The 15,704-nt window shown below is 72.6% G+C and carries 14 protein-coding genes; 3 read left to right on the top strand and 11 right to left on the bottom strand.

Features of this window, described 5'->3' with window-relative positions:
- Positions 1-2: 2 nt before the first annotated feature.
- Both ACFC1T_RS14905 and ACFC1T_RS14910 read right to left on the bottom strand, forming a co-directional pair.
- The gene (locus ACFC1T_RS14905; protein ID WP_375888233.1) at positions 3-863 is read right to left on the bottom strand and encodes an ABC transporter permease subunit; all 861 of its coding nucleotides are present in this window, start codon (positions 861-863) and stop codon (positions 3-5) included.
- Positions 860-1,771 (bottom strand): ABC transporter ATP-binding protein, encoded by a 912-nt coding sequence (locus ACFC1T_RS14910; protein ID WP_375888236.1) that lies wholly within the window; start codon positions 1,769-1,771, stop codon positions 860-862. Before ACFC1T_RS14910 ends, ACFC1T_RS14905 begins: the two co-directional genes overlap by 4 nt.
- 134 nt (positions 1,772-1,905) lie before the next feature.
- Here ACFC1T_RS14910 and ACFC1T_RS14915 point away from each other — a divergent pair, with 134 nt between their 5' ends.
- The gene (locus ACFC1T_RS14915; protein ID WP_375888238.1) at positions 1,906-3,117 is read left to right on the top strand and encodes a sensor histidine kinase; all 1,212 of its coding nucleotides are present in this window, start codon (positions 1,906-1,908) and stop codon (positions 3,115-3,117) included.
- A complete protein-coding gene (locus tag ACFC1T_RS14920; protein ID WP_375888240.1) occupies positions 3,114-3,770 on the top strand; it encodes a response regulator in 657 nt (218 codons plus the stop codon). The genes ACFC1T_RS14915 and ACFC1T_RS14920 overlap by 4 nt, the downstream gene beginning before the upstream one ends.
- 228 nt (positions 3,771-3,998) lie before the next feature.
- Here ACFC1T_RS14920 and ACFC1T_RS14925 read toward each other — a convergent pair whose 3' ends face one another.
- The 8 genes from ACFC1T_RS14925 to ACFC1T_RS14960 all read right to left on the bottom strand — a co-directional run bounded on the left by ACFC1T_RS14925 (position 3,999) and on the right by ACFC1T_RS14960 (position 13,327).
- Positions 3,999-5,108, bottom strand: coding sequence for a hypothetical protein (locus ACFC1T_RS14925; RefSeq protein ID WP_375888243.1), 1,110 nt, complete (start codon positions 5,106-5,108; stop codon positions 3,999-4,001).
- Between the two features lie 363 nt (positions 5,109-5,471).
- Positions 5,472-6,161, bottom strand: a complete 690-nt coding sequence (locus ACFC1T_RS14930) for a hypothetical protein (RefSeq protein WP_375888246.1) — start codon at positions 6,159-6,161, stop codon at positions 5,472-5,474.
- Between the two features lie 133 nt (positions 6,162-6,294).
- Entirely contained in the window at positions 6,295-7,314 is a 1,020-nt protein-coding gene (locus ACFC1T_RS14935; protein ID WP_375888248.1) for an N-acetylglucosamine kinase, read from the bottom strand.
- 83 nt (positions 7,315-7,397) lie between these two features.
- Positions 7,398-8,687, bottom strand: coding sequence for a 6-phospho-beta-glucosidase (locus ACFC1T_RS14940; protein ID WP_375888251.1), 1,290 nt, complete (start codon positions 8,685-8,687; stop codon positions 7,398-7,400).
- A complete protein-coding gene (locus tag ACFC1T_RS14945) occupies positions 8,687-9,589 on the bottom strand; it encodes a carbohydrate ABC transporter permease (RefSeq protein WP_375888253.1) in 903 nt (300 codons plus the stop codon). The genes ACFC1T_RS14940 and ACFC1T_RS14945 overlap by 1 nt, the downstream gene beginning before the upstream one ends.
- 20 nt (positions 9,590-9,609) lie before the next feature.
- Positions 9,610-10,608 carry a carbohydrate ABC transporter permease gene (locus ACFC1T_RS14950; protein ID WP_375888255.1) on the bottom strand — a complete coding sequence of 333 codons (999 nt, stop codon included), beginning with the start codon at positions 10,606-10,608 and terminating at the stop codon, positions 9,610-9,612.
- Between the two features lie 24 nt (positions 10,609-10,632).
- Positions 10,633-11,988 carry an ABC transporter substrate-binding protein gene (locus ACFC1T_RS14955; RefSeq protein WP_375888257.1) on the bottom strand — a complete coding sequence of 452 codons (1,356 nt, stop codon included), beginning with the start codon at positions 11,986-11,988 and terminating at the stop codon, positions 10,633-10,635.
- Positions 11,989-12,136: 148 nt separating this feature from the next.
- Positions 12,137-13,327 (bottom strand): ROK family transcriptional regulator, encoded by a 1,191-nt coding sequence (locus ACFC1T_RS14960; protein ID WP_375888260.1) that lies wholly within the window; start codon positions 13,325-13,327, stop codon positions 12,137-12,139.
- A gap of 480 nt (positions 13,328-13,807) precedes the next feature.
- On the opposite strand from ACFC1T_RS14960, the gene ACFC1T_RS14965 reads away from it, so the two are divergent.
- Positions 13,808-14,185 carry a hypothetical protein gene (locus ACFC1T_RS14965; protein WP_375888262.1) on the top strand — a complete coding sequence of 126 codons (378 nt, stop codon included), beginning with the start codon at positions 13,808-13,810 and terminating at the stop codon, positions 14,183-14,185.
- Positions 14,186-14,261: 76 nt separating this feature from the next.
- On the opposite strand, the gene ACFC1T_RS14970 is transcribed toward ACFC1T_RS14965, so the two are convergent.
- A complete protein-coding gene (locus ACFC1T_RS14970) occupies positions 14,262-15,422 on the bottom strand; it encodes a mechanosensitive ion channel family protein (protein WP_375888264.1) in 1,161 nt (386 codons plus the stop codon).
- Positions 15,423-15,704 lie beyond the last annotated feature (282 nt).

The following is a 15,704-nucleotide window of genomic DNA, read 5'->3' on the forward strand; positions in this document are numbered from 1 at the left end:
CGTCAGACGTCCCGGCGCCGCACCACGACCACCGTCACCGCCACCGAGACGACCGCCCACACCCCCATGGTGATCCAGGAGTCCAGCACGCTCGGCGCCCACTTGCTGATCGTGGTCGAGGAGTCGGGGTTGTAGGTGAGCAGGTTGACGGTGTCCATCGGCAGGTGGGCGCCGATCTCGTGCAGCCAGCGGTAGCGGTCCCCGCCGAACATCAGCGGCAGGATGAAGAACAGCAGCACCAGGGAGACGATCGAGGCGGTGGCGTGCCGCAGCACGGCGCCCAGGGCCATCCCGATCAGCGCGCAGACCGGCACGATCAACGCGTAGGCGAGGACGGCCCGGAGGCTGACCCCTTCCGTGATGGAGAGCCCGACGTGCCGGGAGGCCAGCATCGCGTTGCCGCCGAAGAAGGACACCGTGGACACCACCGCCCCGGCCAGCGCGGTGATCCCGCCGACCAGCAGCACCTTGGCGGCGATCACCCCGCGCCGGTCGGGCACGGCCGCGAAGGTGGTGCGGATCATGCCGGTGGTGTACTCGCCGAACACGGTGATCGCGCCGAGGCTGCCGGCCGCGATCGCCATCAGGTAGCAGGCGATGCTGCTGAGGCTGTGGTAGAGCGCGTCGTACCGGTACGGCGGGAGGCCGGGTATCGGCCGCGGCGGGTGGTCGATGTACGTCAGGTCGGAGTGGACGGCGTTCAGATTGATCCCGATCGCGACCAGCGCGGCCAGCGCCAGCACCCAGTACGTCGACCGCAGCGAGCGCAGTTTGATCCACTCGGCGGCGAGCAGGTCGGTGAACCGGGGCGCGGGTTCCGTCGAGCGGGCGCTCTCGGTGCGGATCAGGGTCGTGGTGCTCATCGGCTCTCTCCTGCCAGGTACTCGACGCTGTCGGCGGTCAGGGACATGAACGCCGACTCCAGGGACGACGTCCGGGTGGCCAGCTCGTGCAGCACCACGCCGTGGCGCAGCGCGAGTTCACCGATCCGGGCCGCGGCCATCCCGGTGACCACACCGAACTGCGGCTCCGGCAGGCCGACTTCGGCCCCCTCGGCGCGCAACACCGGCACCAGTTGGGCGAGTTCCGGTGCCCGGACGGCCACGCTCGACTCCGCGTACCGGGCCGAGAACGCGCCGAGGCTCTCGTCGGCGATCAGCCGGCCGCGGCCGATCACCACCAGCCGGTCGGCGGTGTGCTCCATCTCGGCCATCATGTGGCTGGAGACGAAGACGGTGCGGCCCTCGTCGGCGAGGCGGCGGAACAGGCCGCGCACCCAGAGCACGCCCTCGGGGTCGAGGCCGTTGAGGGGCTCGTCGAAGAGCAGTACGGGCGGGTCGCCGAGCAGGGCCCCGGCGATGCCCAGGCGCTGCTTCATCCCCAGCGAGTAGCCGCCGATCCGCCGGTCCGCGGCCTTGCCGAGGCCGACCTCGGCGAGCACCTCGGCCACCCGGCCGAGCGGGATCCGGTTGCTGCGGGCCAGTGCGGACAGGTGGGCCCGGGCGCTGCGGCCGCCGTGCACGTCCCCGGCGTCCAGCAGGGCGCCGACGTGCCGCAGGCCGCGCGGGCGGCCGGCGAACGGCACCCCGTCGACGGTGACGGCGCCCGCGGTGGGGGTGTTGAGGCCCAGGACCATGCGCAGGGTGGTGGACTTGCCTGCGCCGTTGGGCCCCAGGAAGCCGGTGACGGTGCCCGGCCGGACGGTGAAGGTCAACTGGTCGACGGCCGTGGTGGCGCCGTACCGCTTGGTCAGTCGCTCGATCTCGATCACGGGGACAACGCTGCCGGTCGGGGGCGTGATCGGGCATCGGGCGGCGGGCCACAACCGGGAGCGGCGGCCCCCGCCCCGGGGATTACGCCCGCGGGCCGATGCGCCGTCCGACGGCCCGCCGCTACCATCGCGTCATGATCACCGAACCCCGCCCGCCGCTGCTCAGGCGCCTGCCCGCGGGCGTGTGGGTGGCGGCGTTCTGGACGTCCATCGTGGTGTTCCGGTTCTTCACCCGGGACAACGAGTTGAGCCACCTGTTCAATTACGACGGCAACACCGAGGACATGGCCCTGGTGGTCACCGCCGTGGTCACCACGCTGGTCGCCTTCCTGCTGGTGCGGCTGCCGCTGGCGGCGGTCGCGGTCGCGCTGGCGGGCGGCGTCTTCTCGCTCGGGATGTGGACGGTCACGGCGACCGCGCCGGTGCAGTTCCTGATCGCCGAGGCGGTGGTCGGCTACTGCGTGGTCACCCGCTCCCGCCTGCTCTCGACGATCGCGGTGGCGATGCCGCTGACCGTGCTCGCCACGCTGTTCGCCTGGGGCGCCGTCAACGGCTACCCGGTGAACCCGTACGCCTATCTGGGCATCGCCGCGACCGTCCTGATCGCCTGGCTGATCGGCAACACCGTCCGCCAGGGCCGCGCCCACACCGAGGCGCTGCGCGGCCGTGCCGCCGAGCAGGCCGTCACCGCCGAACGGCTGCGGATCGCCCGTGAGTTGCACGACATGGTGGCCCACAACATCGGCATCATCGCGATCCAGGCGGGCATGGGCAGCCGGGTCATGGACACCCAGCCCGCCGAGACCCGCAACGCGCTGAACGCCATCGAGGCCACCAGCCGGGAGACTCTGGCCGGGCTGCGCCGGATGCTCGGCGCGCTGCGGCAGGGCGAGGGCGAGTCCGCGCCGCTCGAAGTGGCGCCCGGGCTGGACGAGTTGGAGCGGATGCGGGAGAAGGCGGCCGGCGCCGGGGTGCGGGTCGCGCTCAGCCGCAGCGGCGAGGCCCGGGCGCTGCCGCCCGAGGTGGACCTCGCCGCCTACCGGATCGTCCAGGAGGCGGTCACCAACGTGGTCAAGCACTCCGGCACCCGGGACTGCCACGTCACCGTCGCGTACGCGCCCGAGCACCTCGCCGTCACCGTCGTCGACCTCGGTGCCGGCACGCCCACGGCCACCCCCGGCACCGGCTACGGCCTGGCCGGGATGCGCGAGCGGGTCGCCCTGCTGGACGGCGAGTTCAGCGCCGGCCCGCGCCCCGGCGGCGGCTTCCGGGTGGCCGCCCTGCTGCCGCTCCCGGCCGTGCCCGCCGGGAGCCCCGAACCGACCCCCCCGGAGGTGGGACCGTGATCCGCGTCGTCCTGGTCGACGACCAGCCGCTCATCCGCACCGGCCTGCGCGTGCTCATCGCCGACGCCCCCGACCTGGAGGTGGTCGGCGAGGCCGGCAACGGCGCCGAGGCCGTCGACGTGGTCGCCCGACTGCGCCCGGACGTCGCCGTGATGGACATCCGGATGCCCGGCATGGACGGCATCGAGGCCACCCGCCGGATCCTCGCCGACCCGGACCTGCCCACCCACGTGCTGGTCCTGACCACCTTCGACGACGACGACTACGTGTACGGCGCGCTGCGCGCCGGGGCGAGCGGCTTCCTGGTCAAGGACCTCGCCCTGGAGACCATCCTGGACGGCGTCCGGGTGGTCGCCGCCGGGGACGCCCTGCTCGCTCCGGGTATCACCCGCCGGCTGATCGGCGAGTTCGCCGCCCGCCCGGACGCGGCCGCCCGGCCGCGGACGTCCGCCGAGGGCATCACCGGGCGCGAACGCGAGGTGCTCACCCTGGTCGGCCGCGGCCTGTCCAACACGGAGATCGCCGAGGAACTCACCATCAGCGTGGCCACCGCCAAGGCGCACGTCGCCCGGCTGTTCACCAAGCTGGGCGCCCGGGACCGGGTCCACCTGGTCATCCACGCCTACGAGTTCGGGCTCGTCGCGCCGTCGTGACGGTGCCGCCCCGGTGGCCGGCCCCGGACAGCGCGAAGCGCCGGGGCGGGCCCGCACAGCCCGCCCCGGCGCTTCCCCCGTACCGGATCGTCAGGGCACAAGACCCCTCCGGCCCGTCCGATCCGTCGGTCCCGTCAGCTCCCGAGCTGCCCCACGCTGCTCGGGGGACGGCGTTCGGAGGTGTTCAGGCGACGTCGGTCGGTCCCCGACCGCTCAGTGCCCGACCGCTCAGTGGACGATCGCGTGCGAGATCTGGCACCCGCTGACCGCGTTCGACCAGGTCCCCTGCATCGCGAACGAGCCGGTCGCGAAGGCCACGTTCTGCGAGCCGCCGGTGCCGCCGACGCCCTTCCAGGCGCACTTGTCGGCGTTCTCCGAGCCGGAGGAGTCGGTCCAGCCGCCGGCCGGGTTCTGGTCGGTGACCGTCTCCGCGTACTCGTGGCCGAACACCATGGTCACGCCGTCCAGCAGGCCCGCACTGCCGCTGTTGACGTAGTTCTGGCCGCAGGAGGTGCCCATGTCGGTCACGTACGGGTCGTTGCTGAACGCCACGTCGCCGTAGGGGGAGGTGGCCGCGCCGCCGGTCAGCGTGGTGTCGCCGTTCCAGTCGTGCCAGGCGCAGAAGTTGCCGGTCGAGGTGTTGAAGCCGTCCGGGTGGGTGCCGGTCGGCGAGAGCACCACGTACTGCACGTTGCGGTTGGCGGCCGCGGTGGTGTTGCCGAAGTGCCCGGCGGCCTTGATGGCCTCGTTGGCGATCTGGTTGCCGGTGGCCTGGCCCGGGGCGGTGGCCGAGTTGTCCACCCAGACCCCGGCCAGCGCGCCGCCGGTCGGGTAGCCGACGTGCGCGGCGGTGGAGCCGCAGGTGGTGGCGCCCTTGGCGACGCCCTCGCAGTACTGGGTCATGACGCCGGACCAGGTCTCGCTGTTGGTGCCGAGGCCCTTGTACAGCTGCTGCGCCCGGACGGCCTCGCCGGACGGGTCGCCGGACAGGGTGGTGTAGCCGTTGGCGTCGGTGCCCGCGGTGCCCCACTGGGAGCCCCAGAAGACCACGTACACCTTCGGGGCGCCGGTGGTGACGCCGATGCCGTCGACCGCGCCGCCGTACTTGAGGTTGGTGGTGCGGCTCGCGGCCGCGGAGGCGGCGTTGGCGTGCTCGGCGGCCTCCTTGGTCGGGACGGTGCCGTGCCGGTACGGGTGGGACTGCCCGGCGAACTCGCTGCCCGGCTGGTCGGCCTGGGCGGCCGGCGCGGCGGCGAAGCCGGTGGCGGCCAGCGCCAGCGCGCTGAGCCCGGTCAGGGCCCGGACCCGTGCCCGGCGGGAAGTGGGGGAGATGCCCATCGTGAGGGTTCCTCTCTCATGCCGACCGCACGCCGGTGGGGGCGCGGCGACACCGTGGGGGACAAATGGGGAGGAGCGACGACGGCAGGCCGGTGTCCACCGACCGCCCGTCAGGGACGTTCGGTGAAACGGGGATGGGGGACCGGTTCACTGCCGACGGCGGGAAGCAAAGCACCGCCGCGGAAACCGGGTCAACGACGCCGGGAGTAAGACCAGCCCCAAGAGCGGCCCCGGAAGAGGTATTGAACGTCAAAAACCCGCAGTTGACAGGTGGTTGACGCGCTTGACGAAGACATGCCTCAACAGTTGAAGGGGCCTTCTACACCGTATGGCGGTCCGACCCGGCCCGGCCCGCCGTCCGGCTCAGCGCTGCGCGCCCTCGACCTCCGGGTCTTCCGTGCCCTGGACGTCGGTGCCCTGGACGTCCGCGCTCTGGAGCTCCGTGCCCCGGACCTCCGTGATGCGCATGATCCGCCCGTGCGAGTCCAGCACGACGTCGTAGGCGTTGCCGTGGCAGCCGTACGGGTCGGCCGGGTCGCGTTCGGCCAGGCAGTCGTTGAGGTGGGTGACCAGTTCGTCCAGGTGGACGGGCCGCGCGCTCTCCCCGCGCGGGCGGTCGATCAGGGTGGCGGTGACGCCGGCCGCCGCGAAGCCGTAGTGGACGGGCGAGCCGGTGGCCTCGTAGCGGGGCGGGGTGCAGGCGAACCGGGCGGGCTGGGCGGTGAGTTCGGCCGGGCCGGCGGCGACCACGACCAGCACCTGGTGGCCGGGCCGCAGGGCGGGCGCGGTGCACTCCGGGGCGGGGTCGACGGGCGCGCCGGGTGCGGCGGCGACGGTGCCCGCGGCGGTGCCGGTGGCGGCGTAGGCCTCCTCGTCGGCGAAGTCGTCGTCGCCGTCCAGCAGCGGGTCGTCCAGGCCCTCGTCGGCGAGGGCCTCGGCCGAGGAGGCGGCGGTCACCGTCGGGCGGGAGTCCGCGGGGGTGCAGCCGGTGAGTCCGGCCAGGGTGAGTCCGGTCAGGGCGGCGGCGGCGAGGAGGGTACGGGGCACGGCCATGACACAAGTCTCCCCGGGCGGCGGTGGTGGTCGGTACCCGGGTACCACGAGCGGCGCGCACCGCACGGTTCCCGCCCCCGCCGGACGTGCGGGTCCGGTGGGGGCGGGAGGTTCAGGGGGCAGGCGCCAGGCGTCAGACCGTGACCGCCGGCTGCGCCTCGTACGCCCTGCGCACCCGCGCCTGCGCGGCCGCGTCCACGCCCAGGTGGTCCAGCCCGAGCAGCGCGGCGCCCAGCACCGGCGGCGCGACGACCACCCGCGGCTCGGCCAGCGGCGCGGCCCGGGCCAGCCGCTCCCTCAGGTTGTCGAGCAGCAGCGGCTGCCGGGAGGCGAGCACCCCGCCGCCGAGCACCACCGGGGTGGCGGAGTCCAGCAGGTCCAGCCGGCCGAGGGCGACCACGGCCAGCCGGACGATCTCGTCGGCCTGCCGGTCGATCAGCTCCCGGGCGACGGCGTCCCCGGCGTTCGCGACCGCGAACAGCACCCGGACGATCTCGTGCAGCCGGGTGGCCGGCAGGTGCCCGAGGTGGACGGCCTCGGCGACGGCCCCGGCGCTGGGCAGGCCGAAGTGCTCGGCGATGGCCGCGGCGAGCCCGGTGGGCCCGCCGCGACCGTCCTCCGCGCGGACGGCGTGCCACATGCTGCTGGCGGCCAGTCCGCCGCCGCCGCCCCAGTCGCCGGTGAGCTCGCCGAGGGCCGGGAAGCGGGCGGTGCGCCCGTCCGGCAGCAGCCCGACGCAGTTGATCCCGGCGCCGCAGACCACCGCGACCCCGCGCGGGCCGTCGGTGCCGGCCCGCAGCAGGCCGAAGGTGTCGTTGACGACGGTGTTGCTGAGCCCCCACGGGTGCGATTCCAGGGCTGCGCGCAGCGCCTCCTCCTCCACCGGGAGGTCGGCGTTGGCCAGGCAGGCGCTGACGTGGCTGGTCAGCACGCCGCGGAAGGACGGGAATCCGGCCGCCGCGGCGGCCTCCTCGACCAGCGGGGCGAGGCCCGCCACGGCCGCCGCGCCGCCGATCTTCTGCGGGGCGAAGCCGCCGCCGCGGGCGGTCCCGCGGACGGTGCCGTCGGCGCCGATCAGGGCGACGTCGGTCTTGGAGTTGCCCGCGTCGATGGCGAGGACGCCGGGCAGGAGTGGTTCGGGCTGGTGGGTCATCAGGTCCCCGCGGCTCGTACGTGGCCCGGCCGCGAGCTCCGGCCGGGGACCGGGCCCCCACGCGGGGGGCCCGGTGAGGGCTCTCAGGCCCAGGAGAGGTGCTCGCGGTTGTGGGCGAGCAGCCGGTCCGTGAGCCGGTCGGCGAGTTCGATCTGGCCGACCAGCGGGTGCGCGAGCAGGGCGTCGAAGACCCGGTCGCGGCCGCCGCGCAGGGCGGCGTCGAGCGCGAGGTGCTCGTACGAGGTGACGGCGGCGACCAGGCCGGCGAACAGCGGCTCGACCGGCCGCTGCGGCAGCGGCCGCACGCCGCGGGCGTCCACCTCGGCGGGCACCTCGATGACGGCGTCGTCCGGCAGGAACGGCAGCACCCCGTCGTTGCGGGTGTTGACGACCTGGACGGAGGTCCCGCCGCCGGTGCCGAGCAGGGCGGCGATCAGCTGGACGGCGGCCTCCGAGTAGAAGGCCCCGCCGCGCTTGCCGAGCAGTTCCGGCTTGGTGTCGAGGGCCGGGTCGGCGTACAGCTCCAGCAACTGCCGTTCGATCTCGGCGACCTGGGCGGCCCGCGAGCCCTGCACCCTGAGCTCCTCGACCACCGCGTCGTGCTGGTAGAAGTAGCGCAGGTAGTAGGAGGGCACCACGCCGAGCCGCTGCACGAAGGCCTGCGGCAGGTGGAGGTCCTCGGCGATCTCCTTGCCGAAGTCCCGCAGCAGTTCCGGCAGCACCTCGCGGCCGCCGGCGGCCCCCGGGCCGTCCAGCAGGGTGACCCCGCGCTCCCAGGTGAGGTGGTTGAGCCCGACGTGGTCCAGCCGGACCAGCTCCGGGTCCACCCCCAGGTGCCCGGCGAACTTGCGCTGGAAGCCGATGGCGACGTTGCACAGCCCGACGGCCTTGTGCCCGGCGCTCTGCAGGGCCCGGGTGACGATGCCGACCGGGTTGGTGAAGTCGACGATCCAGGCGTCCGGGTTGGTGCGGCGGACCTGCTCGGCGATGTCCAGGACGACCGGCACGGTGCGCAGCGCCTTGGCGAGCCCGCCCGCGCCGGTGGTCTCCTGGCCGACGCAGCCGCACTCCAGCGGCCAGGTCTCGTCCTGGTCGCGCGCGGCCTGGCCGCCGACCCGCAGCTGGAGCAGGACGGCGTCGGCGTCGGCGACGCCCGCCGCCAGGTCGGTGGTGACGGTGACGGTGGCGGAGTGGCCCTGCTTGGCGAAGATCCGCCGGGCCAGCCCGCCGATCAGCTCCAGCCGTTCGGCGGCCGGGTCGATCAGGACCAGTTCGCCGACCGGAAGGGTGTCGCGCAGCCGGGCGAAGCCGTCGATCAGCTCCGGGGTGTACGTCGAACCGCCGCCGACGATGGCCAACTTGAGTGCGGACATCAGCCCTTGACCCCTGTCAGTGTCACGCCTTCGATGAAGGCCTTCTGTGCGAAGAAGAAGAGGACGATCACCGGTGCCATCACCAGCAGGGTGGCGGCCATGGTGAGGTTCCAGTTGGTGTGGTGGGCGGCCTTGAACGACTCCAGGCCGTAACTGAGCGTCCAGGCCTGCTGGTTGTTGCTGGCGTAGATCTGCGGGCCGAAGTAGTCGTTCCAGCAGTAGAAGAACTGGAACAGGGCGACGGCGGCGATGGCCGGCTTGGCCATCGGCAGCACGACCCGCAGCAGGGTGCGCAGGTCGCCGCAGCCGTCGATCCGGGCGGCCTCCAGGTACTCCTTGGGGATGGTCAGCAGGAACTGGCGCAGCAGGAAGATCGAGAAGGCGTCGCCGAAGGCCATCGGGATGATCAGCGGCCAGAGCGAGCCGCCGAGGCCCAGCTGCTTGGTCCAGAACAGGAACATCGGGATGACGGTGACCTGCGGCGGGAGCATCATCATCGCGATGACGGCCATCAGGGCCAGGTTGCGGCCGCGGAAGCGGAACTTGGCGAGCGCGTAGGCGACCGGCAGGCTGGAGACGACGGTCAGCAGGGTGCCGGCGCAGGCGTACACCAGGGTGTTGCGCCACCAGGTGAGGAAGCCGGGGGTGTGCCAGACCTGGCCGTAGTTGCCCCAGTTCCAGGAGGTGGGCCAGTAGTCGGTGGTGAGCGCCTGCTGGTCGTTCATCACCGAGGTGAGGAAGACGAAGACGAAGGGCAGCAGGAAGAACAGCGCGGCGGCGATCGCCAGCGAGTGCACCGCCACCCAGTTGAGCAGCGCGCGGCGCCGGGCGGCGCGGGCGGCCGCGGTGCCGGTGCGGGAGGCGCCCGCGGGGGGCTTCGGGAGCGTGGAGCTGAGAGTCATGGTCGGGTCCTCACTGTCCGCTAGTCGTCGCTCGCCATGAAGCCGGACTTGCGGCGGAGCAGGATCGAGGTGACGGCCATCGAGATGACGAACAGCACCATCGCGACGGCGCAGGCCGCGCCGTAGTTGAAGCGCTGGAAGCCGAGGTTGTAGACCATCTGGGGCAGGGTCCAGGTGGAGCCCTGGGGGTAGCCGGGTTCGAACTGCTGGCCGGAGTTGCCCGCGATGCCGCTGGCGACCTTCCCGGCGACGATCGCCTGGGTGTAGTACTGCATGGTCTGGATGACCCCGGTGACCACCGCGAACATGATGATCGGCGAGATGTTCGGCAGCGTGACGTACCGGAACCGCTGGAACGGGCCGGCGCCGTCCAGTTCGGCCGCCTCGTACTGCTCCTTGGGCACGTCCAGCAGCGAGGCCATGAAGATGACCATCAGGTCGCCGATGCCCCACATGGCGAGCAGGGTGAGCGCGGGCTTGGACCAGTCCGGGTCGGCGAACCAGCCGGGCTGCGGCAGGCCGAGCTCGCCCAGCAGGTGGTTCAGCGGGCCGGTGCCCGGGTTGAGCAGGAAGGCGAAGGCGACGGTGGCGGCCACCGGCGGGGCCAGGTACGGCAGGTAGAAGACGGTGCGGAAGAAGCCCGCGCCGGTCTTGACCTTGGTGATCAGCATCCCGATGCCGAGCCCGAAGGCGACCCGCAGCGACACCATGATCAGCACCAGCCACAGGGTGTTGCGCAGGCCCTGCCAGAAGGTCGGCAGCTGGTTGAGGACGTAGTCCCAGTTCTTGAGGCCGTTGAAGGTCGCGGCGCCGATGCCGTTGTACCGGGTGAAGGAGAAGTAGGCGGTGGAGACCAGCGGGTAGACGAAGAAGACGCTGAACCCGATCAGCCAGGGGGAGAGGAAGGCGAGGGTGCGGGCCGCCTCCCGGCGGCGCTTCCGGCGCAGCAGCTGCTGCGTGGAGGGCGTCGCCGGGTCGGTGGTCGCGGCGCCCTTGCGGGTGCCGAACGCGATTGACATGGGGTGCTCCGTGGACCGTTCCCGCTACTTCGCCTGGGCGATGTCGGTGTCGACCTGCTTGGCCGTGGCGGCGAGGCCCGCCTTGAGGTCGGTCTGCTTGCCGGACTCGTAGTCGTAGCCGAGGTTCTGCAGCGAGACGATGTAGGCGCCGCCGTTGACGCTGGCCGGGGTGGTGCCCGAGTTCGGGTTCTTGGCGACGTCCAGGAAGGTCTTGAAGTTCGGGTCGCTGACCAGCTTCGGCGAGCTCAGCGCGTCGAAGGTGCTCGGCACGTTGTGGATGGCGTTGGCGAAGTTGACCACGGCGTCCGTGTCGGTGGTCAGGAACTTCACGAACTCCCAGGCCGCGGTCTGCTTCTTGCTGGTGCTGGCGATGCCGACGATGGTGCCGGTCTGGTAGCCGCGGCCGTAGGTGTCGGCCTGGTCGTCCGGCACCGGGAACGGCGCGGTGGCCCAGTCGAAGTCGGGCTTGTTCTCGGCGAGCGAGGCGGTCCGCCACTCACCGTCGATGGCCATCGCGACCTGACCGGTGTGGAAGGGGTTCTTGGCGCTGAACTCCTCGCCGAAGGTGGCGCGGTACTTCTCCAGCTTGGCGTAGCCGCCGAGCTGGTCGACCATGCCCTTCTGCCAGTCGAGCATCGCGGCGACCTTGGGGTCGGCGGCCAGGTTCGACTTGCCGTCGGCGCCGAAGTAGGTGGCGCCGTACTGGCCGAGGAAGTGCTCGGTGGTGGACTCGTAGCCGTGGTACAGCGGCATGAAGCCGAGCTGCTTGTACGAGTCGCCGTCGGCAAGCGTCAGCGCCTTGGCGTCCGCGGCGAACTCGCTGAAGGTCTTCGGCGGCGCGGAGATGCCGGCCGCGGCGAAGGCCTTCTTGTTGTAGTACAGGCCGTACGCGTCGCCGAGCAGCGGCAGCGAGCACTGGTTGCCCTGGAACTGGGTGTAGTTGAGCATCGCGGCCGGGAAGGTCTTGGCCGCGTCGATGCCGCTCTTCTGCAGCTGGGGCTTGAGGTCGACGAACGCCTTCGTCGAGCAGAACATGCCGACGTTGTTGGTGGTGAAGGAGGACACCACGTCCGGCGCGTCGTCCCCGCCGGCCCGCAGGGCCTGGTTGACCTTGTCGTCCGCGACGTTGCCGACCGGCTTGACGTGGATGTTGGGGTGGGCCTTCTCGAAGGCGGCGATGGTGTCGTTGATCGCCTTCACCTCGTTGTCCTGGCTCCAGCCGTGCCAGAAGGTGATGGTGACGTCCTTGCCGCTGGCGGAGTCGTCGTTGCCGCCGGACTCGCTGGAACCGGTGCAGGCGGAGGCGAGCAGGGCCAGGACGGCGCTGCCGGCGACGGCGGCGACGGTGCGGCGGCCTCTGCGGGAGGGGGTGGCGTGCACTTCGAGGTCCTCCTGGGGGTGCGCGGACAGGCGTCATTGCCTCGGGGCCCGCGTAGGGGTTGGGGGAGAGGTGGGTGCAGGGCGTCTTGGGGAGCGGGAGCGGGGCGGGAGCAGGGCGGGAGCAGGGGAGCGGGGGGAGCGGGGAGCGCTAGTGGGTGGAGAAGACCGCCTCACGGGCGTCCGTGAGGGCCCGTTGCAGGGCGCCGAGCAGGACGGGCGAACCGGACAGGGCACTGCTGCGGATCTCCGGCCGGGCGTGGCAGACCCGGGCCAGTTCGTCCTCGACGAGCGCGCGCAGGCGTTCGCCGCCCGCGTTCGGCACCGCGCCGGAGAGGACCACCAGCTGGGGGTCGACCACGGCGACGATCACGGACAGCCCGACGGCGAGCCGCCCGGCCAGTTCGGTGAGGAACGCGTCGCCGGCACCCGGGGTCTCCAGGGCCTTGGCGACCGACTCCTCGGCGGTGGGCGCGCCGAGCCCGTGCTCGCGGGCCAGGGTCCGGACGGCGACCGCCCCGACCTGGTCCTGGAAGCCGCCGAACTTGCGGCGGCGGGCGTCCCACTCGACCGGCGAGCCGGGCACCGGCATGTAGCCGACCTCCCCGGCGCCGCCGGTGAAGCCGCGGTGCAGCCGCCCGGCGATCACGACCGCGGCGCCGACCCCCGACTCGGCCCAGAGCAGCACGAAGTCCTCGAAGCCGGCCGCCGCACCGGAGACCTGCTCGGCGACCGCGGCCAGGTTCACGTCGTTCTCGATCGACACCGGCGCGCCGATCGCCCCGGTCAGCTCCTCCACCAGCCGCGGCGAGTGCCAACCGGGCAGGTGCGAGGCGTAGCGCAGCTTCCCGGTGACCGGGTCCGGCGCACCGCCGAGCCCGATCGCGACCGTCCGCAGACCCCCCGCGGGCACCCCGGCGGCGCGCACCGCCTCGGCGACGGCCGCGGCCACCCGCGGCACCGTCCCGGCGGCCGGGACGCCCTTGGTCGACACGGTGTGCTCGGTCAGTGTGTTGCCGGTGATGTCGGCGACGGCGACCCGGATCCCGCTGTTGGTGACGTCCAGCCCGGCCACGTACCCGGCCGCCGGATTCACCTGGTACAGCTGCGCGTTGGGCCCCGGCCCACCCTCCGTCGTCCCGACCGGCAGCACCAGCCCGGCCGCCTCCAGCCGGGACAGCAACTGCGAGGCCGTCGGCTTCGACAACCCGGTCAACGCGCCGATCTGCGTCCGGGACAACGGCCCGTTCTCCAGCAGCAGTTCCAGCGCGGCCCGGTCGTTGATGGCGCGCAACAGGCTCGGCGTACCGGCGAGTGGAGCCTTGGCGGTGCTCTTGGTCATGCCGGGATCCTCCCCTTCCGCCGCCCCTGCGTGAACTGTTAGGAAACTTTCCAGTCGCTCGGAACAGGACCGTACGATCCCCGTCAGCACAGTGTCAATGCCCCCCACACCCTCGGATGCCGAAGCGTTACCGGACCCACGGCGGGCCCCGCCCCCACCCAACCGGGGGCGGGGCTGGCTGGAGAAACCATCTGCCTGTGCCCAGCCGCTGAATTCAGGCGCGGCGGCCTCCTCCGATGAGGATGCCGCCGCCAAAAGGCCATTCACCCATTCACCCACCCGGCAAGCGATCCCCCGCCACCCGCCGCCCGTCGCCGTTTCGGTAGGGCCGAAGCGGCGACGGCAGCGTTCGGGTCCGCTGAGCAGGAAGTCGGCCAGACCGACTTCCTGCTCAGGAGATGGGAAGGCTGTGGGTCAGGCAAGGTTTCCTTCGCCGTTCCGGCGCGATCGTGATCGCGGCGGAACGGGGTGCGACGCAGGGTGATTCGGCTCCGGACGCATCCGTCCGGAGCCGAAAAGCGGGCCGTCGTCGCCACCGGGCTCAACCTCGGCGACGCACACCGCTACGCCGGTGACGTCCAGACGGCGGACGCGCTCTACCGCAGCGCACTGAACACCGCGCGAAGCCGGCACCCGGAGCTCGTCGACTTCGCCCTCCAGCACACCGGCAAGCACCTCATGGAGCGCGGCGGCCTCGCGGATGCCCGGGCCCATCTCCAAGAAGCGCTGCGACTGCGGATCGCCAAGGAGGACACCGGGCTGATCGAGTCCACGCAGGCCGCACTCGACCGGGTAGAGCTGCTGATCGGCCGCGACCGTCTATCTGGAGCACGGCGTGCCCTGCCCGTAGATCCGTGACCTCCCGCCCCGCGGGGAAGCGGAGAGCCCCGCCCCCATCGTGGTGGGGAGCGGGGCTCTGTGTACCGCCGAACCGTTACGGCTTGGTGAGCGTCGGGTCGTCCGTCGGGGGCTTCGGCTGGGGGATGGGCTCGGTGGCGCGGTAGCGGGGCGAGGTGGGGTCGGCGAGGGCGGAGGGCGGGGAGGGCTCCGCCGCGGTGATCGAGACGCCGGTGGCGACGGCGGCGGCCTCCTCCTTGACCTTGATCCCGGCCAGGTCGAAGGTCGTCTTGAGCCGCTGGCGCAGTGCCCGGGAGATCAGGGGCGCCTTGCCCGGGGCCGTGCGGGCCTCGATCCGGACCACGACCGAGTCGGCCGCCACCGACTCGACGCCGAGGATCGAGACCGGCGCCCAGACCAGTTCGTCGTACGGCGCCTCCTTGGACAGCGCCTCGGCGGTCTCCTGGATGAGGTCCTCGACCCGCTGGAGGTCCTCCTTGTACCCGACCTGCACGTCCACCGAGGCGGTCGCCCAGCCCTGGCTCATGTTGGCGATCCGCTTCACCTCGCCGTTGCGGATGTACCAGATCTCGCCGTTGGCCCCGCGCAGCTTGGTGACCCGCAGGCCGACCTCCAGCACGGTGCCGGTGGCCACCCCGGTGTCGATCTCGTCGCCGACGCCGTACTGGTCCTCCATGATCATGAAGACCCCGGAGAGGAAGTCCGTGACCAGGTTGCGGGCGCCGAAACCGATCGCCACACCGGCCACACCGGCGCTCGCCAGCAGCGGCGCCAGGTTCATCCCGAGCGCGGAGAGCACCATCAGCGCGGCCGTGCCCAGGATGGTGAAGGAGGCCAGGCTGCGCAGCACCGAGCCGATCGCCTCCGAGCGCTGCTGCCGCCGCTCCGGGTTGACCACCCCGTGGTTGGCCAGCAGCCCGCCGAACCGGCTCTCCTCCCGGTGCTGGTCGTGGCTGCGCGTCATCCGCGCTATCAGCTGGGTGACCAGCTTGTTCACCACGGCCCGCAGCACCAGGGCCAGCACGATGATGAGGACGATCCGGAGGCCGCCGGCCAGCCAGCTCTGCCAGTGGGTGTCGAACCAGCTGGCCGCCTGCTTGGTGGTGTCGGTGACCTCCTGCGCGCTGGTGGGGATGCGCAGGTCCGGCAGTTGCGGTGTGGTGGCGGAGGGGGCCGGCGTCGGGGTGGAGAGCGTCGAGGACGCGTCGGTCGGACCGGTGGCGCCGGAGCGGAACACGTGCGGGACCTTCCTTGCTGGGGGCGTGACCCGGTCCCGCGCCGCACGAGCGGCCCGCGGACCGTGCGGGCCAGCCTATCCGGCACCGAACACCAGCCCGGACACACCGGCGGGCGTGCGGCCCGTCCCGGACGCCCCGTCAACGCCCCGGTGCGCTCCCCGGCCCGCGCGGCCCGCACCGCCCCGGCACCGTCCCCCCACCACCCCCGCACCACCGGTCCCACCACCCCCGAACGGCCGCGCCCCCGCCCGCCGTACGGCCCCCGGCGCTGCTCCGACCGG

Source organism: Kitasatospora sp. NPDC056076 (genome assembly GCF_042266305.1).
Classification (GTDB): domain Bacteria; phylum Actinomycetota; class Actinomycetes; order Streptomycetales; family Streptomycetaceae; genus Kitasatospora.

Excerpts from the sequence above, each read along its gene's own strand:
- ACFC1T_RS14905 (WP_375888233.1), bottom strand. The coding sequence starts at position 863 with ATGAGCACCACGACCCTGATCCGCACCGAGAGCGCCCGCTCGACGGAA.
- ACFC1T_RS14915 (WP_375888238.1), top strand. The coding sequence starts at position 1,906 with ATGATCACCGAACCCCGCCCGCCGCTGCTCAGGCGCCTGCCCGCGGGC.
- ACFC1T_RS14925 (WP_375888243.1), bottom strand. The coding sequence starts at position 5,108 with ATGGGCATCTCCCCCACTTCCCGCCGGGCACGGGTCCGGGCCCTGACC.
- ACFC1T_RS14930 (WP_375888246.1), bottom strand. The coding sequence starts at position 6,161 with ATGGCCGTGCCCCGTACCCTCCTCGCCGCCGCCGCCCTGACCGGACTC.
- ACFC1T_RS14935 (WP_375888248.1), bottom strand. The coding sequence starts at position 7,314 with ATGACCCACCAGCCCGAACCACTCCTGCCCGGCGTCCTCGCCATCGAC.
- ACFC1T_RS14940 (WP_375888251.1), bottom strand. The coding sequence starts at position 8,687 with ATGTCCGCACTCAAGTTGGCCATCGTCGGCGGCGGTTCGACGTACACC.
- ACFC1T_RS14945 (WP_375888253.1), bottom strand. The coding sequence starts at position 9,589 with ATGACTCTCAGCTCCACGCTCCCGAAGCCCCCCGCGGGCGCCTCCCGC.
- ACFC1T_RS14950 (WP_375888255.1), bottom strand. The coding sequence starts at position 10,608 with ATGTCAATCGCGTTCGGCACCCGCAAGGGCGCCGCGACCACCGACCCG.
- ACFC1T_RS14960 (WP_375888260.1), bottom strand. The coding sequence starts at position 13,327 with ATGACCAAGAGCACCGCCAAGGCTCCACTCGCCGGTACGCCGAGCCTG.